Source organism: Claveliimonas bilis, assembly GCF_030296775.1.
GTDB classification, from domain to species: domain Bacteria; phylum Bacillota; class Clostridia; order Lachnospirales; family Lachnospiraceae; genus Claveliimonas; species Claveliimonas bilis.
This window is the reverse complement of record NZ_AP027742.1, coordinates 673,401-700,076: the sequence shown is the minus strand read 5'-3', so window position 1 is coordinate 700,076 and position 26,676 is coordinate 673,401. Positions and strand designations below refer to the sequence as shown.

At 46.6% G+C, this 26,676-nt stretch carries 21 protein-coding genes and 2 pseudogenes; all 23 read right to left on the bottom strand.

Annotated elements, in window-relative coordinates; all coding sequences use genetic code 11:
• Nucleotides 1–4 precede the first annotated feature (4 nt).
• Nucleotides 5–919, bottom strand: coding sequence for a PcfB family protein (locus tag R2J37_RS03280; protein WP_230107095.1), 915 nt, complete (start codon nt 917–919; stop codon nt 5–7).
• Nucleotides 903–2,384 carry a relaxase/mobilization nuclease domain-containing protein gene (locus R2J37_RS03275; protein ID WP_230107096.1) on the bottom strand — a complete coding sequence of 494 codons (1,482 nt, stop codon included), beginning with the start codon at nt 2,382–2,384 and terminating at the stop codon, nt 903–905. Before R2J37_RS03275 ends, R2J37_RS03280 begins: the two co-directional genes overlap by 17 nt.
• Complete coding sequence (locus R2J37_RS03270) at nt 2,362–2,712, bottom strand: plasmid mobilization protein (protein WP_230107097.1); 351 nt, start codon at nt 2,710–2,712, stop codon at nt 2,362–2,364. Before R2J37_RS03270 ends, R2J37_RS03275 begins: the two co-directional genes overlap by 23 nt.
• A complete protein-coding gene (locus R2J37_RS03265) occupies nt 2,709–3,686 on the bottom strand; it encodes a DUF5688 family protein (protein ID WP_230107098.1) in 978 nt (325 codons plus the stop codon). The genes R2J37_RS03270 and R2J37_RS03265 overlap by 4 nt, the downstream gene beginning before the upstream one ends.
• 90 nt (nt 3,687–3,776) lie before the next feature.
• Nucleotides 3,777–3,887 (bottom strand): DUF3789 domain-containing protein, encoded by a 111-nt coding sequence (locus R2J37_RS03260; protein WP_243128528.1) that lies wholly within the window; start codon nt 3,885–3,887, stop codon nt 3,777–3,779.
• Between the two features lie 182 nt (nt 3,888–4,069).
• A complete protein-coding gene (locus tag R2J37_RS03255; RefSeq protein WP_230107100.1) occupies nt 4,070–4,474 on the bottom strand; it encodes a hypothetical protein in 405 nt (134 codons plus the stop codon).
• 14 nt (nt 4,475–4,488) lie between these two features.
• Nucleotides 4,489–5,460 carry a DUF3991 domain-containing protein gene (locus tag R2J37_RS03250; RefSeq protein WP_316266213.1) on the bottom strand — a complete coding sequence of 324 codons (972 nt, stop codon included), beginning with the start codon at nt 5,458–5,460 and terminating at the stop codon, nt 4,489–4,491.
• 126 nt (nt 5,461–5,586) lie between these two features.
• A complete protein-coding gene (vapD, locus tag R2J37_RS03245; RefSeq protein ID WP_204932156.1) occupies nt 5,587–5,919 on the bottom strand; it encodes a VapD family protein in 333 nt (110 codons plus the stop codon).
• Between the two features lie 4 nt (nt 5,920–5,923).
• The gene (locus R2J37_RS03240) at nt 5,924–6,214 is read right to left on the bottom strand and encodes a hypothetical protein (RefSeq protein WP_204932154.1); all 291 of its coding nucleotides are present in this window, start codon (nt 6,212–6,214) and stop codon (nt 5,924–5,926) included.
• Nucleotides 6,215–6,308: 94 nt separating this feature from the next.
• Nucleotides 6,309–6,677 (bottom strand): DUF6664 family protein, encoded by a 369-nt coding sequence (locus R2J37_RS03235; protein ID WP_230107102.1) that lies wholly within the window; start codon nt 6,675–6,677, stop codon nt 6,309–6,311.
• Between the two features lie 46 nt (nt 6,678–6,723).
• Nucleotides 6,724–7,062: a DUF6664 family protein gene (locus R2J37_RS03230; protein WP_230107103.1), complete on the bottom strand. Its 339-nt coding sequence runs from the start codon at nt 7,060–7,062 to the stop codon at nt 6,724–6,726.
• A 127-nt stretch (nt 7,063–7,189) separates the two neighbouring features.
• Nucleotides 7,190–8,923: pseudogene (locus R2J37_RS03225) on the bottom strand (helicase); the annotation flags it as partial.
• Between the two features lie 104 nt (nt 8,924–9,027).
• Nucleotides 9,028–10,842: a reverse transcriptase/maturase family protein gene (locus R2J37_RS03220; RefSeq protein WP_002576337.1), complete on the bottom strand. Its 1,815-nt coding sequence runs from the start codon at nt 10,840–10,842 to the stop codon at nt 9,028–9,030.
• Between the two features lie 587 nt (nt 10,843–11,429).
• A pseudogene (locus R2J37_RS15165) lies at nt 11,430–15,041 on the bottom strand (Eco57I restriction-modification methylase domain-containing protein); the annotation flags it as partial.
• A 713-nt stretch (nt 15,042–15,754) separates the two neighbouring features.
• Nucleotides 15,755–16,108 (bottom strand): TnpV protein, encoded by a 354-nt coding sequence (locus tag R2J37_RS03210; protein ID WP_230107554.1) that lies wholly within the window; start codon nt 16,106–16,108, stop codon nt 15,755–15,757.
• Nucleotides 16,109–16,947: 839 nt separating this feature from the next.
• Entirely contained in the window at nt 16,948–17,172 is a 225-nt protein-coding gene (locus tag R2J37_RS03205; protein ID WP_230107105.1) for a hypothetical protein, read from the bottom strand.
• A 9-nt stretch (nt 17,173–17,181) separates the two neighbouring features.
• Entirely contained in the window at nt 17,182–17,655 is a 474-nt protein-coding gene (locus R2J37_RS03200; protein WP_230107106.1) for a JAB domain-containing protein, read from the bottom strand.
• The gene (locus tag R2J37_RS03195; protein ID WP_230107107.1) at nt 17,648–17,791 is read right to left on the bottom strand and encodes a hypothetical protein; all 144 of its coding nucleotides are present in this window, start codon (nt 17,789–17,791) and stop codon (nt 17,648–17,650) included. Before R2J37_RS03195 ends, R2J37_RS03200 begins: the two co-directional genes overlap by 8 nt.
• Before the next feature lie 148 nt (nt 17,792–17,939).
• Nucleotides 17,940–22,154, bottom strand: coding sequence for a SpaA isopeptide-forming pilin-related protein (locus R2J37_RS03190; RefSeq protein WP_316266212.1), 4,215 nt, complete (start codon nt 22,152–22,154; stop codon nt 17,940–17,942).
• 227 nt (nt 22,155–22,381) lie between these two features.
• Nucleotides 22,382–23,317 carry a ParB/RepB/Spo0J family partition protein gene (locus R2J37_RS03185; protein ID WP_316266211.1) on the bottom strand — a complete coding sequence of 312 codons (936 nt, stop codon included), beginning with the start codon at nt 23,315–23,317 and terminating at the stop codon, nt 22,382–22,384.
• Nucleotides 23,271–24,098, bottom strand: coding sequence for a ParA family protein (locus R2J37_RS03180; protein WP_316266210.1), 828 nt, complete (start codon nt 24,096–24,098; stop codon nt 23,271–23,273). The genes R2J37_RS03185 and R2J37_RS03180 overlap by 47 nt, the downstream gene beginning before the upstream one ends.
• Before the next feature lie 230 nt (nt 24,099–24,328).
• Nucleotides 24,329–25,522: a toll/interleukin-1 receptor domain-containing protein gene (locus tag R2J37_RS03175; protein WP_316266209.1), complete on the bottom strand. Its 1,194-nt coding sequence runs from the start codon at nt 25,520–25,522 to the stop codon at nt 24,329–24,331.
• 290 nt (nt 25,523–25,812) lie between these two features.
• On the bottom strand, nt 25,813–26,166 hold the full coding sequence (locus tag R2J37_RS03170) for a hypothetical protein (RefSeq protein WP_076779364.1): 354 nt from the start codon (nt 26,164–26,166) through the stop codon (nt 25,813–25,815).
• Between the last annotated feature and the right edge of the window lie 510 nt (nt 26,167–26,676).

The window sequence follows — 26,676 nt, the reverse complement described above, 5'->3', positions numbered from 1 at the left end:
CTCTCTACCTCTCTTTCGATTTTCTTGGTTTTTTCCGGTTCTGCGGCTGCGTATGCTGCGTCTGCCTTGTCCTGCCGGGTTTTTCTTTTGAAATCGGTTCCTTTCCCTTGCTTTCTGCCTCTTTCTTCCTCGCTGCCTGGATCTCCTTAAGCTCTTTCCGCACGGACGGCTTTTTCGGTACGGACGGAGCATACAGCTTAGAAGTACCCTCGGCGGTTTTGTCTGGCCTTACGGAGATAGGCTCGGACAGACGGGATTTCTCTGTCTTTGCCAATGAGGGGTTTTGCTGTTTTCCCTCTTTCTTTACCGGTTCTCCCAGCAGTTCGTCCATGAGCCGGTCCTCCTGTGATTTTTCCGGGTGCACCTGCTGTGGGGCTGCCGGTGCTTTTCCGGATGTTTTTCTCCGATCCGATGGCTGTTCCGCCCTCTGCTTTTCCTTTCCGGTATCCGGCTCCGCCTTTCCAGAGGATGTCTCCCGGCTCTTCCCGTGGGATTTTTCCTCCCGGCTCTTTTCTATCTCTGTCTTGATCTGCGCCGCTTCTGTAACAGAAGCAAACTTGAACCGCTCCACGATCCGGTTGATCCGGGGAGCGTCTTCTTCCTTGACCACCACATCGACCATCCCGTCTATGCTCCCTTTCGGGTTCCGCACTGCACAGTATAAGATCCCATACCGCTTTGCCTCTGTGACAAATTGCTTCAAATCACTCTCTTTCACAGAATAGACGGTCAGTGGTTTTCCGGAGCGGACAAGGGTTTCCAGTCTCGCCCGTCCCTTGGTCTTTTTCTGCTCTTTCAGTACTGCATACAGAAGCACCGCAAGCTGTTTTGCCCCGGCTCCTGTGATCTTTAGGGCTGCCTCACCGACTTCCAGCGACATGCGCACCACCTGGTCAGCGGCCTCACCTGATGTGTTCATGGTTAATCTCCTCCTTTCCCTGTTTCTTTTCCTGCCGCACGATCTGTATCTTTTGCCGGATCAGGCCAGAACGTGCAGCAATCCCATCACAAAGCATCACTTCCTCTCTCATTTCTCCGATCCGGGCAGTCAATCTGGAAATTTCTGTTTTTACTTCCGCCAGTCGATTTTCTTCCCGAATGCTGCGGCACTGATACCGCAGCTTCTGACGTTCTTTCGATAGCTGTGTCATCTGTTCCTGCAGCGATTCCTTATAAGAAAAAAGCTGCTCGTCCGTGTCAATGTGACAGCGGCAGAGCAGCCTTGTCTCTCTTGAGATCTGTTCCAGTTTCGCCAGATCCTCCCGCAAAAGGAAATGAAGTTGTTTTGAAGATACGGGCGGGCGGTTCTTTGGCAGGATACCTAAGAGAAAACAGTAGTGCAGATACAATCCCCGCAGTCCTCCGATCCTTTTCTTCGGCAGGTTTCCCCGCACATATGCCACATACCGTTTTTTCTCCGGCTGTCGTTCTTCCTGCAAAATGGCAGGCGGATCTTCCTCCAGTATCCTCCTTCGGATCGACTCCAGAGAATACTCCTCTCCAAAGTTCCGTTTCAGTTTCAGCCCACGTTCCCGTCCTTCCGGGCGTATCGTAAGATCTTTCCCAAACTTGATAGAATAGCCTTTCTCCTTTAGAAAATGGAAAAACTGTTTTTCTGTCCTTGCCTGCAAGATTGCCTCATCCACATCCTCCCGGACAATACTGTGGTAGGTTGGCCTGCCTTCCTGCTCCGCCCGCCACTCGCCATAAGATTTGGACTTTCCCGGCTGCGGATGTTCGATTACGGACAGACCATACTCCTGACAAAGGCGGTCAGAGACGGCACGCATATCCCGATAGTCCTGATTGGTTCTGTGATACCGTTTTCCATCTGTGTAGGAAACAGAGTTGACCACAAAATGATTATGAAGATGATGGGCTTTGTCCAGATGGGTTGCTACCAGTACCTGAAAACGATCTCCCCACAATTCCTGTGCCAGTCGGATACCGACCTCATGGGCCAATGCCGGAGTACACTCTCCCGGTGCAAAGGACTGATACCCATGAAATGCCACAATTCCCTCATCCTTTCCATACCGTTTTTTGACCGCCATCATTTCACTGCGGGCGGTGGCGGGCGTACAGTTAATACCGGAAACATACTGCTGCATAATCTGCTCCGTCTCACTGACAATCTCCTCCTCACCTTTTCTTCCTTTTGATCTGGTCTTTTCCTCATTGACCGCATAGGCAATCACATCGGAGAGACTCTGCATTTTCTCTTCAGTTTGTACCGCCTCTTCTTTTTTATATTCCGGAAGTTTTGCGATCTCCGGAGCGGTAGTCTTTTCCGGATTCTCCACATAGATCACGACTTTCCCCAGCCACCCTTTCACACTCCAGATGGATGTGGTAGCCACGTCACACTCCCCTCCGATTTTCATCTTTCATCGGTTCCGGCAGAATAACTGCCTCTGTGATCTTTTTTACGGTATTCTCAAATAACCGCATATCCCGATCATACCGCTGCACATCAATCACATTTAATGTGTGGGCTTTCTGTGCAATCTGGTTTAGGTTATTCCCAATCCGGTGGAGTTCTCGCATCATGGAATAGTAGTCCGGCGGCGGGGCGTCTCTTGGAACCACACCGCTGATCAGATGGCGGAGATATGCCTCCCTGCTCAGGCCGCTCTTCTTTACTTTTTTATCCAGTGCCTCCGCCTCTTTCCGGTTCAGACGGAACAGGATCGCCACATTTCGTTTTCTCATCGCTCCATCTCCTTTGCCTTTTCTATGGATTCCGGCACCTGGCGAAGCCGTCGTTTTTCTTTATCAAACTCATATACTCTGTCCGACAGGATTTCATCTCTTGCAACTTCTGTCTTGTTGACCTCCCGCACCATTTCTCCCAGCTCCTTTGGCGATACCGTCATTTCTTTCGGAACAACGATCATCTCATGCAGAGACGATGGGAGAAGATAACACCCTTGCGGGAATACCGATTCCAACTGCTCCTGCAGATTAGGATAGGCAAGGACAGAAGCACCGTTCAGTTTTGTCTGATTACTCAGAACATACATGCCCTCTTTTGGAATTTCTTCTCCTTCTTCCATCTGCAGCAGATTTTTTGTCTCAAAAGGAAGCCCTGACAGTTCCATCAGCACATCATCCATGCTCATCAGTACAGGCGGGCAGTTCTTCACTGCATTTTCCAATGCCTGCTGATAGACCTCCTGTGGCCGTACTTCCCACTGGCTCATCAGTTCATGGGTTACTTTGATACTGCCCGTTCCTTCGCCGGTCGGCGAAGGGAATTCAATCCGGCAGATCACAGACAGATCTTCCATTTCCTTATGGGGAACCCCGGACAACATCCGTTGGTTGGTTTTTGTGTTAATAACCTGTACGGTCAGATAATCTTTCACAGAATCATAATCCGCAAAATCCAGACTTTCCGGCAGTTCCCGTACAGATAGCGACTGTCTGCACACATCGGCAATACGGTTCATGATCTGATCCATTGGCTCCCCTTTTCGGATCTGATCATAGAATGGCTCCATATAGACAACCGGAGCAATCTTCTGTCCTGGCATATTTAGAACAATTCCCGTCATCACTACGCCATTATTCTTCTGCTGTTCTGAAACTTCACATTGCATGTTTTGATAATCCTCCGGCAGATAATCTTTAATCTGCTGTGTCACACCCTCGGCGAAGGCTCTCACTGCTACCGTGCTGTTCATGCTGTCCATCCCCCTTTCCTGTTAATATCTGCTGATATTTCTCCAAACGCTTTTTTTCTGTCTCCTTTTTTAAAAGGATCTCCATCCGTATCATTCGTCCACCTCCCGGTCATGTCTGTAAAGACGGTTGATCTGCATAAGGCACATCATAGCCACACCGATCATACCGCCAACCATTGTTCCGCAAATAAACTGGATCATGTTCACTCTTACCTCCGTTTCTTGTAAAAGGGTTTCAGGGATTTTTCCCTGACAAGCTGCCGGAGGGTTGCCAGAAAAGCTCTGGCAATCCAAAGGCGTTGCTTGCTGGTATTGTGTATCCCACTCCGCCTGCGCTCCGTTCCCGCCTCCGGCGGTTCATTACCTGCCGACAACAAAAGCTGTCATGGCTGTTTTTCTCCCTCCGGATGGGTACATCCACCACACTCCGGGCAGCGCCAATGACAGTTTTCACACTCCTCATCTCCGCAGACACCATAGTCAATCAGACTGCAAAGGCCGCATTTCTCACAGCCATACTCACAGGACCGGCACCGGTCTTCCAGATCGTCCATCATGCATTCTCCACTTTCCGGGCAAAGATATGAGCAGTGATCACAGTTTCCCGGACAATCCCGCTCCCCTTTTTCTTCAACCATAATGCCAACTATTTCTCCTCCCTCCATGTTCAGAGCCTCTCCGGACGTGATCATATCCCGCAGAATCCGATCAATTTCTTTCCGGTTAATGGCTCCTATCGCAACCTTTTTCCTGTGAACGATCCTCAAATCATACTGAACTGTCTTCATAAAGTCCTCTCTTTCTACCGTTCAAAGTCTCTCCCTCTGTGTCTTTTTTCCCGCTTTGTCTGCCGGATTCCCAGCCGGATACAAAGGCTATCGTTGCAGTCATTCCCCTGCTTTGGCGGCTCATCTCTTGTCTGGTATTTCTTCGGAAGTACCGTCCGGATGGCCTGTGTCGCAAGCCTTCCCGTCCGGTCATTATCCAGATGAAACACCACCCTATCCACCTCCGGATGTTCTTTCAGAAAGCGAGTCAGCGCTGCCGGAACTTTGCTTTTCTCGATTTCTTTGGCCGGCTGATACACACCTGCAAGGGATAACAGATGTTCCTCTCGCCAGTTTTTTCCGTCCAGCTTTCGTTCTGTGGCGTAAGATAACAGGTCAATGGCTGACTCAAACAGATGGACTGCCCGGCATTTTTCCTCTGCTGGAATACAGAAAGAATAGTTTTTGTCACTTCCGGACGCCTCTCCAAGAAAATCTGAACTGATTCCACGCAGAGCCGCATAACGAGGTGTTCCGCTCTCATCCATTCCCACAAAAACCACGTTGTGGTAATTCTCACTTTCATAAAGTCGATGGGTTTTCAAACAGAATCGAATAATCTCCATATCAATCCCACGGTTCTGCAGATATGAAACTGCATACGTCTGATAGCGATAAGGCTTTGGCAGGATCAGCTTTTTCTCTGTTTTCTTTTCGGCTGGTATGGAAACAGGCGGCTGTATTGCCGCCTGTTCCGCTATCATCTGTACCGCCTGCACAAAGTCATATCCTCTCACTTTGATCAGATAATCAAGTGCGCTCCTGCCCCCAATCCCCCGGCTCCACCACATCCATTTTCCGTTAGAGATCTTCAAACTGTCGTGGGATCTGGTGGTATAAACATTCCCGGAGAAATGCACCAGCTCATAAGGTTCATAGTTCTTTAGATAGGTCAGAAGGTCGATCTGCTTGACTCTCTGCACCACTTCCGGCGCAACATAAGGCATAAATATCATCTCCTTTCCTGCCCGTGATTGGATATTACACAATTCATTTCTCATATCTGGGCATTAAAAAAGCCGGATGATCTTCTTTTCTTGAAAACCATCCGGCTATGTACTTTGTAAAATATTTTATTGCTCTTCTTCATGCAAGCGTTGTGCTTCTCTCACAAATACATGAGAAATATCATACAATTCCGGCACATCAGAAATAGTACAAATACTCACACAATAATTCAGCCACGGAAATTCCTTTGTCATTTTATAAATAACAGACATTGCCTTTGCTTCTGACATAGCCTCAATGGAATGATACCCGGAACCCTGAATATGTTCAAAACCATTCTTTTCAAAGTAAGCCCGTACATCATAGTACGCATTATGCCAGTCTCCTTTAGGATAATGCTGCTGCAGTGCCTCTGTATCTAGATCAAAATTGATCCCTTTTCTCTGTGTACTGTCCATTTGGCTAATTCCTTATGAACTCGGTAATAAGATTCTCTTTTTCATTTCCGTTATACCAGAAACATTCCTGTAAATGATCTGTAATCTTTCTGGAGTTTTTCATTGCAAAGATTGCCGCCCAAAATCTACCATAATCCTGTTTTCGTCCACGGTCAAGATATACTCTTTTTCCCGGTTGCCTGTCTGCACAACTTAATTCTTCTCTTTCAAAAATCTGATCCGTTTCTTCGCAAATCTGATCCATATCGCTCTGTGTCAAATCTTTCGAGTTAAAAATAATTTCTACTTTATACATAATATCCATCCTTTCAATGGCACACTCTCTGTTCTTTTCGATTTCATTTTATCATGTCAGATTGAGAATGTCATGTCCTTTTTCATCGTATATATTACACTACCCCAATCTTTTTCAAATACACATACCCATCCGTATGCCCCCGGAAATAGATCTGGCAGCGTTCTATCGTCTCTTTTTCAAACATCCTGCTCATATATTTTCTCACAATCTCATGTTCCTCGGCAGTAAGACTGATGGCTCCGCTCCCTTCTGTCACTTCTAGAATAAACGGATACCTGCTTTCCATCTCTCCCAGTTTCTGGCACATATCGGCATATTCTATATCCTGTTTTTTCAGATCTACCATAATATCGCTGTCAATCTCCATGAAGCTGTCTTTGATCCGCTCCACAAGATCACAAAAGTCTGTCTTATTCAAATCAATCATCCTCTCTGATAATACATTTCCTGCTTTATACATTACTATATCCACTCCTGGCATTTTCTACAATTCAGAACGCTGCTTTCTATAAGATCTCCAATAACAGCAACATTTCCAATGTATGCCGACACCCCATAAGATAAAGCTGTATCCGCTCATAATCTTCACGGTCAGCGTCCAGTGCAAGGAATCGAGAGAGCGCCCTTGCTTTTTTTACGGAAAGTTTCATAGGCTCTTCAATTTCATCCCGATCAATCAGTGCTGAAATAAACGGATATTTAAACAGCAGTTCATCGCTTTCCTTCAGAATCCGACTGTATTCCGGAGAGTTTTTCAGTTCCTTTTTACATTTTTCACTGATCTCGTCCACTATAGCGCAGGCCCAGATCGGCAGATTATAAATATCAATATCTTCTATCTTCATAGCCTTTTCTTCCTCCTCTTCCACCCACTATATCAGATGATCCAGGCGCAGACGATTGTGCGTTTTCTCTGTTTCCACACTTTTTAAGGCTATGTACCACGGTATCAGTTCCCCGATACCGCATTTCTTACCGCACCCAGACGGCTTTTTCCCTTTCCGGTTCGATTTCCTCTTCTTCCGGTTCCTCTTCCATAACGATATGGTCTTTCTTGTCCATATCCAAAAGAGCGTTCAGCTCCCCCAGTCTTGCCACCTTTTCTGCCAGTTCCTTTTCCTGCGGGAACTCTTTTCGTGCCTCCACCCTTGCATTTTCTAACTGGGATTTTACGGTTTCAAGAACTTCCCGGCAGCGGGAAAGATTGTCCGGCAGCTCATTGAGCTTATTATCGAGTCTTGTGATATTTCCATGAATATCCGTTCCCAGTGGTACTTTATAGGTGCCTTTTCCATGTAAAGCAATGACAAATTCCTTGCTGGCAGAGGAATAGGACAGCTCCATCGAAAGTCCACGATAATCCCCCAGTGGCACGGGTTCCGGAGATTTCATGGCTTTGCAGGCGTCAATGATCGCCTGTCCTGCCTCCTTTTTCTCCGTATAAGAGTGAGCCCCGATCTGCATGACCGGAAAAGTTTCCCGATCCGGCGGTGTGTGCGCCTTAACCTGGGCAATGTCTGCCTCATACTGGGCAATCCATGTTTCCTGCTCTCTGATCCGTGCCGGAAGATGTTTTGCCACCTGATCCTCCATCTCATATTTCTGGTTCAGAAAACTCTGCTTTAAAAGCTGCAGCCTGGATACCTGTATGTCCAGTTCCATCTTTTCCTTAATATAAGGATTTCCTGTGGCCAGAGCCTTGATCTCCGCATAAGACAAAGCCACTTCATCTATATCCTCCACGCTTCGGGCCGGGTTCTTGGATGTCATGATCTGGCTGATATATTTCTGCTTATTCTCAATATTCTGATAGAGATAAGCATCAAAAGTTCCCTCTGTTACATACCGGATAATCTCCACTTTCGGGTTCTGGTTGCCCTGCCGGATGGTTCTTCCTGCCCTCTGCTCCAGGTCACGGGGCCGCCAGGGGCAGTCCAGATCGTGGCTGGCTATGATCCGATCCTGCACATTCGTTCCGGCTCCCATCTTAAAGGTACTGCCCATAAGGATACGGACAGCTCCTCTCCGGACTTTTGAGAACAGTTCTTTCTTTCGCACATCCGTATTGGCGTCATGGATAAAGGCAATCTCCTCCGGTGGGATTCCCCTCGCAATCAGCTTATCCCGGATGTCGTTATACACACTGAATGTACCGTCTGTTTTCGGTGTGGACTGATCACAGAATACCAACTGCGTCAGCTTTTTATCCGTTCCCTCTTCCCAGTGACGATAAATCTCCTCCACACAGGCATTGGTTTTACTCCCCGGATCATCCGGCAGAAGTGGATTCGCAAGTCTCTGATCAAGAGCCAGTTTCCTTCCGTCATTGGTAATCTTGAGCATATTATCTTCTCTAGGATTCACTTGATGGTTCCGTACCTTTTCCGCCCGGTTTCCCAGTTCCTCCACCATATCCCGCTGTAAATCGGTAGCCTCCACCTTTACTACGCGATATTCCGCCTCTGGCACGGGAAGATTCAACATATCTGCTGTCTGGATGTCCGCTACTTCCCGGAACATCTGCAGAAGCTCCGGCAGGTTATAGAACCGGGCAAACCGTGTCTTTAGGCGGTATCCATTCCCCTCCGGCGCAATCTCCAGTGCGGTCACAGTCTCTCCAAAGGTGGACGCCCATGCGTCAAAGTGCTGTAAATTCTTCTCTACCAGAGTACCATACTGTAGATAGCGCTGCATGGTGTAAAGTTCATAAGGTAGGAAACGCCACGCCATACTTCCTTTCGTCCGTGGTCTTGGCGTAACCCCCTCCAGAACCGTGCTTACACCTCTCGATGTACACGGCTCGCCATCTTTCATAGTTTAAGTGATTTTGTCTTTGCTTCTTCGTAGCATTTCGGGCAGAGAGCCAATGACTTCCGCCTTTTCAGTAACATCAGTTCATCAAATTCATTATCAGCGTTCAAATCTTTTAAGCGCTTTACATGGTGCATATACACTTTCACGGGGTTTGCTCCGCACATCTCGCATTGTCCGCTTTTTAAACGTCCTGCAAGACTATTCGGTTTTATCTGCCCTCTGTATTTCGGCATAATGTCTACAAATTCAGGTGCGATATTGTTATTACGCCTAAATCCTTCATTGTAAAACTCACACCGCTTTGTTCCACTCTTGGTTTTGTAATCTGCGCCAAAGTCGCCCTTTACGCTACGGTATTTCTTATACATCTTCATAACAGAAGAATTATATTTTGCCGCCAACGTCTTTAAACAGCTTCCACGCATGATAGAATGAAATTTCCCCAGATTGCATACATTGATTGCTAACCTGTAATAATTGTACAATCCTCTGATTTCAGAATTATATTTACTGATGATTGCCACATCGTCTAATGGCATAAGCGCCCCTCTGTGGAGTGGCTTCCAAATCTCTTTGCCGTTTTCGTCTTTTTTGATTTTAAACGCACCGTATTCGTGCAGTTTCGCAATCCATTTTTCTTTCGGCATATATAACTGCACTTTTCCATACCACACCCGTTGCAGACCTTTTTTCGTCCGCTTTGTGTCCTGACTTCTTGATATTCTTATGTCGTATCCAAGATACCGCACCTTTTCAGAGGAATGGGTAACGTGAGTTTTCTCCTCCGACATTGTGAGATTTAGCTTGTCTTTTAGAAATATCTTTACCTGTTCCTTGATATTTTCAGCATCCTGCTTTGAACCTGTTATTGAAATCAGGAAATCGTCAGCGTAACGGTTGTATTGAAGTCTTTTGTAATTCTCATCCATCTCGTCTAAATGTGGTGTGGACAACATCACTTTCCTTGCTTCTTTAAATGCTGCTAGGTTTGCTTCTGTGCGCTCTATTTCCAGATTTTTCTGCGCTTTCCGATAAGCCCAGCGTACCTTATCATGGTCTTTGTGGACTTTACGGCTTCTTGTATCGCCTTTGTCAAAACTCTTTTTCATCCTTGCCATGAACTCATCAAGTTCATTCAGATAGATGTTGGCAAGTATCGGACTGACACCGGAGCCTTGTGGACTGCCGGAGTACGTTTCATGGTATGTCCACTGTTCCATATATCCTGCCCTTAGAAACTTCCACATCAGCGATATGAACGCTTCATCTTTTATGCGCTTTCTCAAAAGCTGTATTGTGATATGGTGGTCGAAGCTGTCAAAACAAGCCTTAATGTCTCCTTCGATTATCCACTTTGCACCAGTGAACAGCGTTACGATTTCTTTTAACGCTGTGTGGCAACTTCTTTTCGGTCTGAAACCATGTGAATTATCAGAGAATGTCGGCTCATAGATTGCTTCAAGTATCATACGGACAACTTCCTGTAACAGTTTATCGTCCGTTGACGGAATCCCCAATGGGCGCTTTTTACTGCTGTTTTTCTTCGCAATATAAACACGCCTTGCAGGGTTCGGCTGGTATGAGTGGTCTCTCAGCTTCTGAATGAGCTTTTCAATGCGCTCCATGCTCATACCGTCAAGAGTGAATCCGTCTGCACCTGCCGTCATGCTCCCCTGAGAGGTCGCAATATTCTGGTATGCAAGCAGATAGAACTCTGGGTTGTACAGGTTACGGTATAATCTCTCGTACCTGTACTCTTTGTTTTTTGCTTTTTCACTTAAACTTTTCAATACATTTTCGGGACTTCTCATAATGCCTCACGCACCTTTCCTTATTATTTGTATTGAAGAAAGACTGTCTCCCTTCGCCATGTGGACGGCTTTCCCGTCCTCGGACTACTACGGAGACTCTGTTGCCATAGTAAATATTCAGAGTCACTTTTCTCATAGCACTCATAGCCGATTTTCGGCATTTTACCTTAGGCAATCCCCGTTTAGAACTGTAATAACATAAGCCTGTTATGATTTCGGATGTGACGTTCGTCGTTTTCCATTATCCTATGGCTGATTTACTCTGGGTATCTTGTGGATACGCATGGCCGACTCATATCCACCAGAGTACATGCGAGTATAACTTCCTTACGCATGGAGCAACATTTTGCCCAATCTCCGACTGTCATTCAGGCAGTTTAGCTTTCATCCTTATTCATAACTTTTCGCCACTACCACGCAAACACTTTGGAAGTTTCCGTGTTTCGTGCCCTCCGACATGCTACACTCCCCATCGGGTTTCCCCTTTTGGATAAGTCGGGTGACGATAGGGTGCGGATTATTCCGCTTTGATACCTTGCCCTATTACTTGCTCAAGGTAAGATTATTACAGCCCCTTACGGGCGCACCACCATTGAATTGCTTACTGGGGTTCCCGTGGAGAAGATCACTCCTTTTCCCCCAGTAACCTCATCCAGATAGCGGCACTTCATATACATGTCAGACGATTTCTGTGCCTCCGTCTGCGCAATCCCTCCCACATTTCTCATCTTGGTAGTCAGGTAGAGGTTCTTATAGTTGTCCGCTTCATCCACAAACAGGCGGTCAACGCCCAGCTCTTCAAAGATAATCATATCATCTTTCCGGCTCTGGTCATGGAGCCTTTTCAGACGTGTTTCCAGTGACTTCTTCGTCCGTTCCATCTGCTTGACCGTAAAGCGGCTTCCCTGGATCCGCTTCGCCTCGGCAATTCCTTCCACAATCTCATCAATCTCCGCCTCCAGCATACTCTCCTGTCGCTCCACACTTAAGGGGATCTTCTCAAACTGGGAATGCCCGATGATCACAGCGTCTATATCGCTGGTAGCGATCCTGCCGCAGAACTTTTTCCTGTTTTTCTTCTCAAAATCCTTCTTTGTTGCCACCAGAATATTAGCTGCCGGATAAAGCTGGAGCCACTCAGCGGCAAATTGCTCGATGATATGGTTCGGCACCACTACCATAGATTTATTACACAATCCAAGCCGCTTGCATTCCATAGCCGCCGCCACCATCGTATAGGTTTTTCCTGCGCCCACAACATAAGCCAACAGGGTATTCCCGCCATAGATGATCCGTGCCACTCCGTCCTTCTGGTGTTTCCGCAGGGAAATCTCCGGATTCATGCCATAGAAATGCAGGTGGCTCCCGTCATATTCCCGTGGCCGGATGGCATTGAAACGCTCGTTATAATCTCTGGTAAGACGCTGTCTGCGCTCTGGATCTTTCCAGATCCACTCCTGGAATGCCTGTTTGATCAAGTCCTGTTTTCCCTGTGCGATGGCGGTTTCCTTTTGATTGAGGATCGGCTTGCGCCTGCCTTCTTCATCTTCCACATAGTCATACACACGGGTATCACGCAAATTCAGACTATCCTCGATGATTTTGTAGGCGTTTACCCGGTTCGTACCATAGGTATTATTTGCACGTGGATTTCCCCTGTCTACACTTTTTCCCTCGACATTCCAATCTCCGGTATGCCGGGAAAAATGAACTTTAATCTTCCACTGGGAATAGTTTGGCGTCTGCAAGAGTTCAAACATGAACTCTGCTATATCTTCCTCTGGTATCCATGTAGCACCAAGACGCACACTGATTTCTGAGGCAGTCAGATCTTTCGGCTGTACTTTTTCCAATGCCTCTACATTACTTTGATAGACCTCGGATATCTCAGCCGCAAGTTTTGCCGCCCGCAGTTTCTTACGCACGTTGCCGGACAGATACTCATCCTCCGACACAAACCGGGGCTGTTCCATCCCCTCATATTCCGGAAGGCGGAAGATCACACCTTTTAGTTCCTGCTCCACTTCCTCTGCGCTTTTCCCAGTCAAGGAACAAAGATAGTCCATGTCCACGCAGGCTTTCTCAGAAAGGGACAGAGATAAAGCCTCACTTGCGGTATCCACTTTCGTTACCGTCTCATGAGGCTTTATCGTACGTTTGGTAAACATATCTGCTTTCCGCTCCAGTGTTCCATCCTCCGCCACAATCTCAAGGGAACAGAGAAGGGGATAACTGCCGTCGTCAGAAAATGCTATACTGTTCGCCCTGGAGTTCAGCAGGCCATATTTTCTCTGGAACAGATCATACAGATGATTCAGCTTTTTCTGCTGTCCTTCAATCTCTTCATCGGGATACCCTTCCGCCTGGTAAGCGATCAGTTCTCTGGTGCAGTCCCGGATGGCGATCATCCCCTTCACACGGTTTTGTGCTGTCACGGACAGTTCCACCGGTTTCATGCGACTGTTTTCCCGGTAATAGATCTTACCGTCATAAACCGTATAGGAAAAGTTCGCCACAGACGGATCAGCCGGGATCGAATAATCCTCTTCCTCCACCAGTTCTTCCACCTCATAATCCGTGATCTCAGCCTCTAGGTTTTCTACTGCCTGTTCAAGAAGTTCCTTTAATTCCCTGTCCGGATAGGGTTTGCATATAAGCTGCGGGCCATAAGGCCCGGATACAATTTCCTGCTCTCCCAGTACCATCTCCGGGTGCTGCTGAAAATAAGGATTTATGCTGACCACCCGGTGCCGGCTCTCGCCCTGTTCATTCACATGGTCATTCTCGTAAAGACGCTCTACTTCCACCCATTCCGGCAGATCCACGCTCAAATCTCTCGGTGTCTCCCTTTTCTGAAAAAAGAGAATGTCCGTATTGATTTCTGTTCCGGCGTTCTGCAGAAAAGCGTTGTTCGGCAGTCGGATCGCTCCCAACAGATCGCACCGCTGAGCAATATGCCGACGCACCCGGTCATCCCGCTTATCCATTGTCCCGCCGCTGATCCTGTTGGACGTGATCAGCGCAAGCACGCCCTTCGGCCTCGTCTTATCGATTGATTTGGCGATAAAATAATCGTGGATCAGAAAGTTGTATTTATCGTATTTCCTATCCAGTACCTTATAACTTCCAAAAGGCACATTTCCTATGACTACATCAAAAAAGCTGTCCGGAAGATCTGCGTCCTCAAATCCCTGGACTGCGATGGTGGATTTCTGGTAAAGCTGCTGTGCGATCCGGGCGGAAATGCTGTCGATCTCCACACCATAAACCCTGCAGTCGGACAGGCTCTCCGGCTTCCGTCCGATAAAATTTCCTATTCCACAGCTTGGCTCCAGAATGTTCCCGGATTTCAGCCCCATGTTCTCCAAAGCCTGATACATGGAACTGATGACCACCGGCGGCGTATAAAAGGCGGTCAGCGTAGACTGTCTCGCAGCGGTGTATTCTTCTTCCGTCAGAACGGTCTTTAATTCCAGATATTCCGTTGACCAGGAAGATTTCGTCTCGTCAAAAGCGTCAGAGAGTCCGCCCCACCCCACATATCCGGCAAGGATTTCCTGTTCCTCCGGCGTGGCAAAGCAATTCTCTTCCTCACACTTCTTTAATAACTGGATTGCCATGAGGTTTGCACGGAACTTTTCTTTTGCTGTTCCCTCCCCTAAATGCTCATCCTTGATCTGATACTGGTTGCGGCTCTCCTGCGGGATCTCCGGGTGCAGATCAATTCCTCTTACCCTCCCGACAGGTTTCTTCTGTGTCCATGCCGGAGCCAGATCCTCCAGAAGTTCTTCCGGCTTCTTTTCAAAGGGATTTTCTTCCGGTATAACTCTGGTAAATTCGCCCTCCTGCACGGTTTCCTTTGGTAGATCCAGTTCCTCTTTGTTCTTTTCGGCAGGTTCCTCTGAAATTTTTTTATCTGCCTTCAAATGATCGTTAGCAGGATTTTCCCGTATCCGGCGGTCAAACACCTCCCGCTGCATTTTCTCAGTAAAAAGCGGATACATCTGATCACGTAGAACCACCATCTCATCGGATATGAAATCAATGGAATAATCCTTTGTCCCTATCGTAACAATCGTATCCACCTGCAGGTCATAAGGCTGTGAGGTTTCTGCCTGCTGTGGCATTTTCTCCCGGCTCTGTGCCGGAACAGGCTCCAGGGGAGCCTGCGTGTTTTCTCTTTCGGCTGGTATAGAAGTAAACAAACTGAATACTCCGTCCCGGTAATCCGTAAGGTCTTGGTACGCCTGCTGCATGGACGGGTATCGCTGATCATAATCTGCGGTTCCCGCAAGAACCTCTTCCATCATGGAAAGGATTTCTTTTACCTGTTTTGGATCATCAAGCTGCGGACGGATCTGGTCTATCGCACTATGATAATCTGAGCCATACGGATAAGGACGTAAAAACGTTTCCGGCTGATTATAAAAAAAGTCGTAAATGTTACCTGTCAAAGTAGTTTTTTCATACTCCGGAATATACTCCAGTTCCTTCTCTGTCATATACCGTCCGACAGCGATCAGCTCATCAATCCTCTTTGCAACCGCCGTCCATTTCAGAGTAGTCTCATAATTCTTCCACTGGATGGTATAACCTTTCGCATTTGTATCCTGGTGAAATCTTTCTCCTAAATAATCAGTTACAGATCCTCCCATGCCATATTCCTGCTTTAAAAATTCTGCTTTTTCCTTATTGCTGTGTCCTTGCAGGAAATAGGAGTAAATTCTGTATTTTCCATGTTCAAAGGAAGAACCGGTCTGCAGAGCATGATCAATGATCCCCTGCGGCATAGAAAAAGCAGGAGATCCCTCTCCTGCCAGTTCTTCTAATAATGACTGTTGTTCTGCCACCGTTGGCTGTGGCTCTGCAATCGGTTCATGCGCTTCATCTTTCGGCTGTGATTCCTGTCCGGTTAACTGTAGATCAGCTCCTTCATTACGATTTCTTCCGCTGCCTGCCGGATGTTGTTCATCTGCTGTACCCACGCCATCTGGTCTTTCGCTTTCAATTCCTCTGTCACGCCCCAGGCTGCTTTCATCTGCCCGGTCAGAACTTCCATCCTCTCCTGTGCTTCTCTCTGCACTTCGTTCAGATGACGGTTCAGTTCTCCTTTTGTCAGCAGGTTCAGATACATCCCGTACCGGTAATTTTTCAGATAAGACTGACGGAGGGAAGCGTACTTCCCACGGTGTACTTCCGGTTCGTCCGGCACGGTCAGATCCGGAAGTAAATAATCGCCCTGTCTGCTGTATGTGATCGCTCTCATGTGTAACGCCCCTTTCTGCACTCTGTTCTCCGTTTTCGTCTTCATTATATCTGCCTGCCCCTCTCCCGGCAAACATACGATTTTTCTTTCTCTCTTCTCTTCTCAGCTTATTGACCGTATCGGAAATCTCGGCTAATGCCATTTCCGACACATCACTGGCCGCAACGCCAAACAGGTTGACCATTTCCGGTGTATTAAAATCCGTGATATTCCGGAAGTCTTCTTTGTCCAGATACAGCCCGGTATCCACGCCGCACCGTATCATAACCATGTAAGCAACACTGGCCGATAAAAGCTGGCGGGCCTCTACCTCCACGTTGTACTCATCCACCTCTTCCAGATAACTGTTTTTTCGTCCAGAGATCAGATCCGGGAGATAGTCCGCAAGATTATCTTCTGCCGCAATCTTTGCAGCCTCCAGTATGGTTTCCGCAAATCCTGTAACGGACTCATCCACACCAAAGGCATTTGCAAGGGTTTCCCGCACATCCGGCTGATATTCTTCCGGCACTTCCCACAATGGCACTGGCCGGAGCAATCGGCGGTAACGCCCTTCCTGTGTATCTGAAACATCATAGTAATATTTCAACCTCAGTTTCGGGCTGTCTTTATCAAAAACTGCAATCCCTTTGGAATCCCGCTTTACCCACCGCCCAAATTTCTCATTCCAAACTTTCATGGGCAGCACTGCGGACGCCTCCGGACGCTGTGCGTAAACCAAAACCTGTTCATCAAAGGGCAGACGGAAGTTCCGGCAGGCAGAACGCAAAAAAGAAAGCCAGTTTTCCGGACTGGCAGTTACTTCTTTTACAGTCTCTACATAGAGGTCTGTGATCAGATCATATTTCTTCTTTGCCATACATCCCGCCTCCCAAAAAGGTAATGAACTTTCCGGCTTTTACTGCTTTCTGGATCTCATTGATCATCCCGATTTCTGCCACCGTGATTCCCGGCAGAGACAAAATATCATCCATTGTCATGTTTAAAACTGCTTTTTCACTGTCAAATCCCGCCTCCACCAGCTTTGAGAGAGTACGTACAGCCTTGTGGTTGATCTGCGCCAACTTTCACACCTACCTTTCCCTTTCGGATGTCCGGATCATTTCATCCAGCATATTTTTCTCTTTAAAACTAAACATTTCCCCGCTTGTCCCTCCGATAATCACATGATCAAGCAGTTCTATTCCCATCAGACTGCCGCATTTTCTAAGCCTTTTTGTAAGCAGAACATCTTCCTTTGAGGGCATGATATTTCCGCTTGGATGATTATGAATAGCTATGATTCCGCTGGCATTTGAAAGGATACTGCTTTTGAAAACTTCTCTTGGACTGACTAATGCGGCATCCAGTGTTCCCATACTTACCATATTCATATTGATCACCTGCCCATTGCTTTTCATATTCAGGATACAGAATATCTCCCGGTCGTATTGTGCCAGTTCTTTCGACATCAGCTCTAATACCGCTTGAGGGGAATCTAACTGTCTTTCACTATAAATAGACGGTTCCCTTACCAGCCTGATATTAACGATCTGCAGCTCACTCATTTCCCGTCCCCTCCTTTCTGTCAAATCGAATGACCAGCATGGTTCCTTCCTCCATCGTTTCCATCATCTCTTTTAACTGAAAAAAATCCACCTCTCCTTTGTTTTCCTTTTTCGTTGTTTGTTGCTGCTCGTACATACTTTGTCTCCTTTCCTATCTATGTAAGAGGCGGCATACCGCCGCCTCCTGTCATGTTCTGTCTATTTCTTCCGGTTCCGCAGGTTCAGCCAGATCAGGGCTCCTGCGATAAACGCCACTAAGAGGACTGTGATCCACATCTTTGCGCTCATACCTCATCTTCCCCTTTCTTTTTTCTCATTTTCATTGCTGTCAGAATACCAAAAGCTGCCGCTCCCGCACCGGACAGAGCGGATAAGGCTATCCACAGGCCCGGCCTGCTGTCATCCCCGGTCTTCGGTGTCGTGATCACTTCTTCCGGGATTTTTTCATTGGTCATAGCGGCCTTTACGATCTGACCGTCCTCCTTGATCTCAAAAGCGTATTCAGATTCATCGATCTCATAGCCTTCCGGAGCATTGTATTCCTGATAGGTGTATTTTCCATACCGCAGAGTAAAGACTGCAATTCCGTTCTCATCCGTCACACCGGTAGCAACGATATTGCCGTCCTCGTCTTTGATTCGGAACCCGGCGTTTGGAAGAGGTTTCCCATCCGCAACGTCAGTCTTGGTCAGTTCCAGTTTCCCGGTAATCGGCTGATTGATAAAGCCTACGCCTGCCTCATTTTCCACATCAACGATCTTTCCGTCCTCGCTGATCTCAAAATAATAGGCGTTCTTATCCAACTTGAAACTTTCCGGAGCGGTCTTTTCTTTCACGAAATATCCTCCGTAGAGCAGGCCGTCCGTCTGATAAATGCCTTCTGAGATTTCCGGGATTTCTCCCACAAGTTCATCTTTGTCCGTCAGTTTCTGGTCTTTGTCCGTATCCGCATACAACTCAAATACAGCACCCGTCAGCTTGTTCGCCGGATATTCTGCGTCCACTTTTGTCAGACGGACACTGCCCTCAATCAGTTTATTGATCAGCTCCACCTCGATCACTTCCTCATCTTCCGTAACCGATACATAGTGGAGCGCCTCATTCAGCACATAACCTTCCGGGCTTGCAATCTCCCGGACGATCCACCTGCCAAAAGGTACATCCTCAAAGGCAAAGGCTCCGTCCTCATCAGAAGTAGTTACCATTAAGGCAGTATCTTCCGTAAATTCTTCTGCACCTGCGGAAAACAGGCCAATCATTGCGCCCTCCAGTGCCTCCCCGTCTGTGTCTACTTTTCGTCCGGAAATCTTTCCCCGGATCAGCTCATTTTCAATGGCATTTCCCTCATTTGCGGAAATATGGACAACAGCGGTATCCTGTCCCTGGTAGGTAAAGTCCACAGGATAGGTTTCCTCTGACAGAAGGTAATGCTGGTCAGTGGCAGCTTCTTTCACATAATACTTGCCAAAAGGCAGATCCGTCTGAAATGCGGCGGTTCCCTCTGTACTGCAGAACACGATCTCGATCAGACCGTCCGCCGGGATCACAGAACCGTCCGCTGCTGTCAGATCCTCTGCGGCATACAGGCCAAAGGCCACGTTCTGGATCTCTCCCTCACTTCCGATCCCAAAGATCTCCTCCTGCTCCAGTGTCTTTGTAAGGTCAACCGTCACTTTCTGACGCTCATTATAGAAAGCAGTGTCCGCCTCCGTAACAGATGCTTCCTGTCCGGCATACGTCAGCTCCACCTCATGGGTTTCTGTATTCAGCACCAGACCTTCCGGCGCTGTCTTTTCCACGATCTGGTATTTCCCCAGATACAGTTCTTTTGTCTCTGCCTTGCCTTCCTCATCTGTGGTAATGGTATCCACTACATCCCCGGCGTTTGCCCGCACAGTTCCGTCCGGCGTCACAATGTCCCCGGCGGCGATTACTTCATATACCGCCCCGGCCTGCCCGGTTACTGCGTAAACAGGTGTATAAAGGTTCTCGCCTTCCGCAAGGTTCCCGTCTTTGTCTGCCACACCGTCTTCGGACACCTGCACAGAGGAAAACTCCTCGCCGGTTTTTGTCACAAGGATCTTACCTTTCTGCGGCATATCCTCTTTTTCCACCGTGATCACGGTCACTCCGCTGTCCTCCCCGGACTGTTCCTCAGATACTGTGAATGGAACCGGCGTACTGTCCAGTACATACCCGTAAGGAGCCTGTACCTCTACCAATGTGTAATTTCCATAAGGCAGAACCTCCGGCGTAATCAGATAACCGTCACTTCCGGTATAGAAAGTATCCAGTTCCGTTACCTCCGGATAGGTATACTGCATGGTCACAAGGTTTCCGGCTTCGTCATAGATCTGGAACCCGGCTCCCGCAAGAGGGATGGTGTTTCCAGTTTCTGCGTCTTTCTTGACTACTTTGATATAGGATTCAAACAGGCGGTTGTTAATGAGGTAGCGGTAAACTTCTCCGTCACTGCTGATATACACATCAAAGTCTCCGATCATCTCCCGGCCTTCCCAGCCTTTTGTCTGGTGTACCGTATAAATGCCATAAGGCAGGTCTTTCGTCTCGGCATATCCATTCTCATCACACACCAGCGTATCCCGCTCGCTGTCCTTTGCGCTGTCATAGCTGCCTGCGCTCTTTAAATACACCTGGAACTCTGCGCCTTCCTCCGGTGTCTCAATCTGCGTACTTCCGTCATCGGTATGCTTGATGATAGAGATTCTTCCCTTGATGACCTGTTCCGTCACATCATTGGAAGTATCGTTCAGTTCTACCGTATACAGAACAGCCTCCGCTCCCACATGGTAGGAAGTATCGTCCAACAGATACCCTTCGGACGGGCTGATCTCCCGGATTGTCCAGTTGTCTCCACATACATAATATTTCGTGGTAAAGCTGCCGTTGCTGTCCGTGGTATAGGTATCGATCAGAGTTTCCCCGTCATAGATCCCATACACTGCTCCTGCCAGCGTAGCGTCTCCCTGCGGGATTCCTGTCTCCCGGTCTGTCTTTGTGACGGTTACCCGGAATTTCTTCAGTACGTTATGAACCGTGGCATTGGTCACTTCGTTCCAGTTGATGGTCACGCTCTGGGCCGCCGGGACCACATAGCGGTCTGCGGTCTCCACTTCTTCCAACGTATAAGGCGTATCGCCGGAGATCAGAATATCAGAAAACGTGGCAACACCTGTACTGTCCGTAACCGCATATTCATCCACCGGAATACCGGAAAGAGAAGTTCCGTAGAGATGGAACTTCATGCCTTCCACCAGACCGTCCTCGGAAGTTTTGGTCACTTTCAAATCTCCACGCTTGAGGATATTGGAAAAATCCACCGCAGCGATTTCCCCGCCTTTGACCTCCACCGTCTGCGCTTTCTGCGGTTCATACCGGTTCTCCGTCAGCTCCGTTACCGTGTAGGTTCCCGGCTGAAGGTTCTCCACCTTGATCGTTCCATCCTCCCCGGTGGTAACAGTCTGGTCAATCCCGTTGCCAGTGATCTGGAATTTCAATCCGGCCACCACGCCGTCCTCGGAAGTTTTCACGATCTGGATGTGCCCATAAGGGATTTTCACATTCAGATATGCTTTCACGGCTGCGGTATTCTCCACACCTGTGACAATATCCTGCAAAGACGGATCTCCGTAAGCAATCAGCTTGGCGCTGCTGCTCACGGTAGGGATCTTCTTGGTTGCGGATAACTGCACGTTCCCGGCAATCGCTTTGCTGGACGTGATGGTCAGTGTATTTCCGGATTTGCTGACTTTCACATCACTGTTGGATGATGTGAAATTGAATTTTGACAGAACGCCGTTGCTGTCTGTCAGTTTCAATACATACTGTTTGCCGTCCCATTTCAGTTCCTGGGGAGTGCTGTCTGTACTTCCGGACGCAAAGCTGGGGATAGTCCCGTGGCTGACCATGCCGGAAATAATCTGCTGATAGGCCGCCGCTATCCCGCTGTTCACCCCGCCTACGCAAAGGCTGTTATAAAATTTGGCGTCTGTCTGGGCATAAGGCGCAGACGCATTCCTGCACCCGGTCACAATCTCCCAGATGACCATCTGTGTGGCAAGGACTTTTTCATCCTCTGTACCGGACATGCTGCCCATACTTCCCTGTGCGCCATACAGAAGCGCCAAATTCACAGCGTCCTGTTTTGCCTTTCCTAAGTTGTTCCACACAACAGAAGCGTCCTTCTCCAGCGTGTTCCCGGTATGCAGGGAGATTCCCGGCTCGATACAGTAGGCATTATCCCCGTCTGCATAGATCCGGGTTCTGGCCTCCCCCGCATGGCTGAACGTAATTCCGTTATGAGACGCCGTCTGCTGATAACGGATGGTATTCCCGTTCCCGTCATAGCAGTAAGCGAATGTGATCGTTGCCCGCTGGGACGCAGCCGATACCGTGGCCGCCGGAAGGACGGACAGTGTCGTGACCGCCGCCAGTGCCAATGCGACTCCTTTCCTGAATAACTGTTTGATTTTCTTCACTTCATTCTCCTCCATTTCCGAGCCTTTCGGCCCACATAAAAAAATCCCTGCTTGCTGGCAGGGCTGGGTACTGATCCGGTGGAATGTGGATAGCCACCGGCTCCTTATTCTTCTTTTCGGCTGGTAAACTGCTGGTAATCCGGAAGGGGTAGGGTGTGGGGAGGGGAAACCGGAAAACCCGGAAAAAGGAAAACACCAAAGGAACCCACTTTCCCCCAGGTGTCCTCTTATCTTTCCCGTCCTCTCTCCCGTCTGCGGTACAGTTCCAGTGCCTTAATGATCGTCTCTTCCATTTGCTTTGGCGTGGTTCCCGGAGAAAAATATTTGTCAATCCTCTTTTTCGGGATTTTAAACTGCTCCACCTGGTTCGGTTTCTCTTCGGTCATGATCGACAGGATCACGTCCTCATTCAGCTTTCCCGCCTCCGCAAATTTCCGCATTTTAATCGCCTGTGCATGGCTTGGAGTACAGTCTTCCTGCTCCATTGTGTCCAAAAGCACCTGCTGTTGCTCTTTCGGCAGGTAAGACAGTTCTACTGCCGGGCGCATGGCAATCTTTCCCTCATCCACCATATCCAGAATAGGTGTGATAAGTTCGGTAAGACGGATATAGCGGCGGATTGTCTCTCTGCTTTCGCCCACTTCTTTTGCCAGAACCTCATTTGTTCTTACTCCAAAAGAATTTGACACCACTGGTGTCATATTTTTACTAGGGCGTCCTGCTTGTCTGTTCATGGCCTCCAACTTCATTTTATAAGCAAAGGCTTTTTCTGACGGTAAGACTTTCTCCCTTTGCAGGTTAGAGTCCACCATGATAATTGTGGCTTCATCATCTGTCAGATTTCGCACAATACAGGGCATGACCGTTTTCCCGGCAAGCTCACTAGCGAATTTTCTACGGTGTCCTGCCACCATTTCATAACCGCCTTCCGGTTTCGGGCGCACCAGAGCAGGATTGACCACACCTTTCTCCCGGATACTTGCTGCCAGTTCCAACATACTTTCATCTTGCTTTACTTTGTACGGATGATCGGGAAAGTCGCTGATCTCTTCCAGAGGAATGTCTGCTATAAACTCCCGCTTTGCCTCGTCACGTTCCTCCTGTGTGCTAAACAGATCAGCGGCTGCGGGAAGGGGCAATTTTATTTCTCTGCCTTTCGCCATCCCGTATCACCTCCTTTGTAAATGACGCATAGGCTTTTGCCACCGTACTGTTTTTGTCATAGCGGTAAATGCTCTGTCCTGCGGCACTTGTTTCCGCTGCTTTCACGCCAACTGGAATGACAGTCTGGTAAACCTTAACCATTCTCCCATAATTCTGACGGATACTTTCTGCGGTCACACGGGCCAGATTTGTCCGCATATCTGCAAGTGTCAAAAGTACACCGTCCACCTTCAGCGCCGGATTAATCTGCCTTTGCACCTTCCCGATTGTTTTCATTAGCTGTGTCATTCCCTTTGCCGGAAGATACTGGGCCTGCACCGGAACAATCACACTATCAGACGCCGCAAGTGCATTGATCGTAAGCATACCTAAACTTGGCATACAGTCAATCAACACATAGTCATACCCGCTTTTCACTTCATTCAAATAATTTTTCAAAGTAAGTTCCCGGCTCATGGCATTGACAAGCATAACTTCCAATCCTGCCAGTTCAATATTGGACGGGATCAGATCAACGCCTTCCTCATGGTGTAAAATTCCGGCGTGGCTATCCATTTCCCGGTCAGCCACAATCCCCTCTAACTGTGTGGCAAGTGTCACAGAAAGGTTATCCTGCTCTGGCCATCCTAGTGAGGTTGTCAGATCGCCCTGTGGATCAGCGTCCACCAGAAGAACCTTCTTCCCTTCTCTGGCAAGCCCGATTCCTAAGTTGACGGTTGTAGTGGTTTTCCCCGTTCCGCCTTTCTGGTTGGCAATCGCAATTACTTTGCAATTTACCATCACGGTTCCCTCCTTTCCTAAAAATTTAATAGCCATCTTCCCGTGTGAGGAAATGGCTATGTATAAAAATGGGCATGAAAAAAGCCGGAGGATTTTCGTTCATTGAAAACCTTCCGGCTATGTATAAATAGTTCTGTCTCTCTGTTCTATGTCCAGATCTATTATTGCTTCTTAAAACATTAGTCTACTCATTGATTATGTAATTCCTTAATGCAATCTGTTTTTGACATCTACTTACTTTGTAATAAATATGCACTTTCATTAAATGTAATTTTATACGGTACATTATCTGCCCAATATGATGTTAAGTACCCCTTTTCTCTTAGATCACGCAGCATAGCTCGCAATCTGCTATCCATCTTATCATCTGCTATTTTGAAAAGTTTTCCCATATAATCTACTGGATTATCTTCTAAAAGTAATATCTTCAATAGTTCTATTGAATTTGATGGCACAATTTCTTTATGAGAATCACTAACGTTATACGGTATCACTAAAATATCTCTTTTTCTAATCTCTTCTCCTAAATTAACATTTTTTATAGTCCAATGTGTATGCATTAGTTCTGTAATACCTCCTGAAAGTTCTATATCAAATTCAAATGCATACTTGTGCAAATCATCAAATGTTAATACACCTTGTTTTTGAAAGTAAAACTTTATAGCTCTACTTCTAACTATTATATCTTTAATATAGCCTATATATGCATCTTTCTTTATCTGATCCTCATAAGCAAAAATACAAGGATATGACTCTATTTCCTCAATTTGCTTCTCTCCGAATCCATCATACAACTCTTTGATTTCCTGAGGAGTATATGATGTTAAACATCTCTCCCTCTCTAATAAATATGAATCTCCTTCCCAAGCATTTTTATCTGCTGATACAAATAAATTATATCTATTGCCTGTGAATAAATTACTCTCTTTATTTTTGTATTCTTTTGAACTAATTTGTTGAATTGGTGGCACTGTTTTATTCGGATTAACTTTAGGGAATGAATATTCTCCTATATCATTTAACTTATACAATAGTTGTTCAAAACCACTATCATTATCCAAAAAAATCACTTGGCGCTGACTTAAAAAATTCGGTTGTACTTTCGCCAAATTTCTATCAAATGATACCAAAATATATTTTTGTGTTTCTTCCGATATATGACTAATAATATAACGGTATTCTGCTCCAACACCACCGACAAAGGAATCTGCTTTCTTTTTATATGATTCAGATAAAACTACAATCACTTTTTCCGCTTCCTGCAAATTTCTAGTCATCATTTCAACAAAATTAATAGAAGCATGTTCTTGAATCTTCATCACATCACATTCCGCCTCATATCCGTTTTCTCTCATTTTTGCAACCAATTGAAGGACCTTCTTATCTGGCTTTTCGTTTATCCATGAGTAACTAACAAAAATCATTTTAGTATCCTTTCTTCATTTATAAATATATAATATATTCGAGTCCAAATTAACTTTGCATAAATAATTAGTCTGATATATTCTACAACACCAATTTTTATATCTTTACCCTCAGTAAAATAATATTAAATACTCGTTCTAACTTTTGTATTGAAACTATTATAGATTATCTCTTTTCATCAAGCAATATACTACTTCCATAATCATGAAACATGTTCTCATTAAAACTTTTAGATAAACACGTTGTCTCAACCTTTAAAAGTGATATGTCTATGTAATATTCCCGCATTTTAAACGGGAATTTCCTGTTCTTCTGTTTCTATCCTCTTATCCTCTATCACATCATAAAAATCAAAAATAAATTCCGACACAAAAGATTCCTGCAGTTCTTCCGATTTTTCCAACTGTGCAATCTCCTGCGGATATTCCATACCGGAAATTCCAAACAATCCTCTTATCATATGGAACGCCTCGCTGATTCTGTCTGTATCCACCAATGCAGTTATGGCGAAATAAACATCATCCATATTCTCAATCCTCTGGCTGTTGGAAAACAGTTTGTCGATCAGGGGCAAGGTATAGGCTCCGGAGATCAGATTAACAGCATTGTTCACATTACTAGCGGATTTTCTCATTTTTTTCATAAATAATTCCTCTCTTTCTCTTTTGGCAGGCAGCCATATATTTATAGAACGCCAAAAAGCCGCCTGCTCTCAGTTAAAAGAACAAACGGCTTTCTGCACATTTCTATCTCTTTATTCATTTTTACTCATTGCAATTTTAGTTCCAAAATAGTACCACGGAGCATATGATAAGCCGGGAAACCCAGTGTTTATGCGGTCTCCCGGCTCCCTGTTTACTATTCGAACTCGGCGTGTTCTTTGTTGTTTTTAACTATATTTGTTTAAGTTTTATGCAAATACACGCCCATTTTTACATCAATTACATCATTTATTATGGCTTGCTGATTTTCTGTTGCCAAAATGTTGCCACGCATTTATTATAGCAAATCCCTACAAATTAGCAATCCATTTTTTGAAATTTTGCACACGCACCAAAAGCAAAATTTTTCCTTAATCACCTTATTACATGGTGCTAGCACCATGTATGTATATATCATAAACAGTCAACTTGTCACTCCCCGCCATTTTAAT

Coding starts and splice junctions, on each gene's coding strand:
- R2J37_RS03235 (WP_230107102.1), bottom strand. CDS start 6,677: ATGTATAAAGCAGGAAATGTATTATCAGAGAGGATGATTGATTTGAAT.
- R2J37_RS03280 (WP_230107095.1), bottom strand. CDS start 919: ATGAACACATCAGGTGAGGCCGCTGACCAGGTGGTGCGCATGTCGCTG.
- R2J37_RS03270 (WP_230107097.1), bottom strand. CDS start 2,712: ATGAGAAAACGAAATGTGGCGATCCTGTTCCGTCTGAACCGGAAAGAG.
- R2J37_RS03265 (WP_230107098.1), bottom strand. CDS start 3,686: ATGAACAGCACGGTAGCAGTGAGAGCCTTCGCCGAGGGTGTGACACAG.
- R2J37_RS03250 (WP_316266213.1), bottom strand. CDS start 5,460: ATGCCTTATGTTGCGCCGGAAGTGGTGCAGAGAGTCAAGCAGATCGAC.
- vapD (WP_204932156.1), bottom strand. CDS start 5,919: ATGGACAGTACACAGAGAAAAGGGATCAATTTTGATCTAGATACAGAG.
- R2J37_RS03240 (WP_204932154.1), bottom strand. CDS start 6,214: ATGTATAAAGTAGAAATTATTTTTAACTCGAAAGATTTGACACAGAGC.
- R2J37_RS03260 (WP_243128528.1), bottom strand. CDS start 3,887: ATGATCCAGTTTATTTGCGGAACAATGGTTGGCGGTATGATCGGTGTG.
- R2J37_RS03180 (WP_316266210.1), bottom strand. CDS start 24,098: ATGGTAAATTGCAAAGTAATTGCGATTGCCAACCAGAAAGGCGGAACG.
- R2J37_RS03185 (WP_316266211.1), bottom strand. CDS start 23,317: ATGGCGAAAGGCAGAGAAATAAAATTGCCCCTTCCCGCAGCCGCTGAT.
- R2J37_RS03175 (WP_316266209.1), bottom strand. CDS start 25,522: ATGATTTTTGTTAGTTACTCATGGATAAACGAAAAGCCAGATAAGAAG.
- R2J37_RS03220 (WP_002576337.1), bottom strand. CDS start 10,842: ATGAGAAGTCCCGAAAATGTATTGAAAAGTTTAAGTGAAAAAGCAAAA.
- R2J37_RS03195 (WP_230107107.1), bottom strand. CDS start 17,791: ATGTACGAGCAGCAACAAACAACGAAAAAGGAAAACAAAGGAGAGGTG.
- R2J37_RS03255 (WP_230107100.1), bottom strand. CDS start 4,474: ATGAAGACAGTTCAGTATGATTTGAGGATCGTTCACAGGAAAAAGGTT.
- R2J37_RS03200 (WP_230107106.1), bottom strand. CDS start 17,655: ATGAGTGAGCTGCAGATCGTTAATATCAGGCTGGTAAGGGAACCGTCT.
- R2J37_RS03170 (WP_076779364.1), bottom strand. CDS start 26,166: ATGAAAAAAATGAGAAAATCCGCTAGTAATGTGAACAATGCTGTTAAT.
- R2J37_RS03210 (WP_230107554.1), bottom strand. CDS start 16,108: ATGAGAGCGATCACATACAGCAGACAGGGCGATTATTTACTTCCGGAT.
- R2J37_RS03230 (WP_230107103.1), bottom strand. CDS start 7,062: ATGAAGATAGAAGATATTGATATTTATAATCTGCCGATCTGGGCCTGC.
- R2J37_RS03275 (WP_230107096.1), bottom strand. CDS start 2,384: ATGAAAATCGGAGGGGAGTGTGACGTGGCTACCACATCCATCTGGAGT.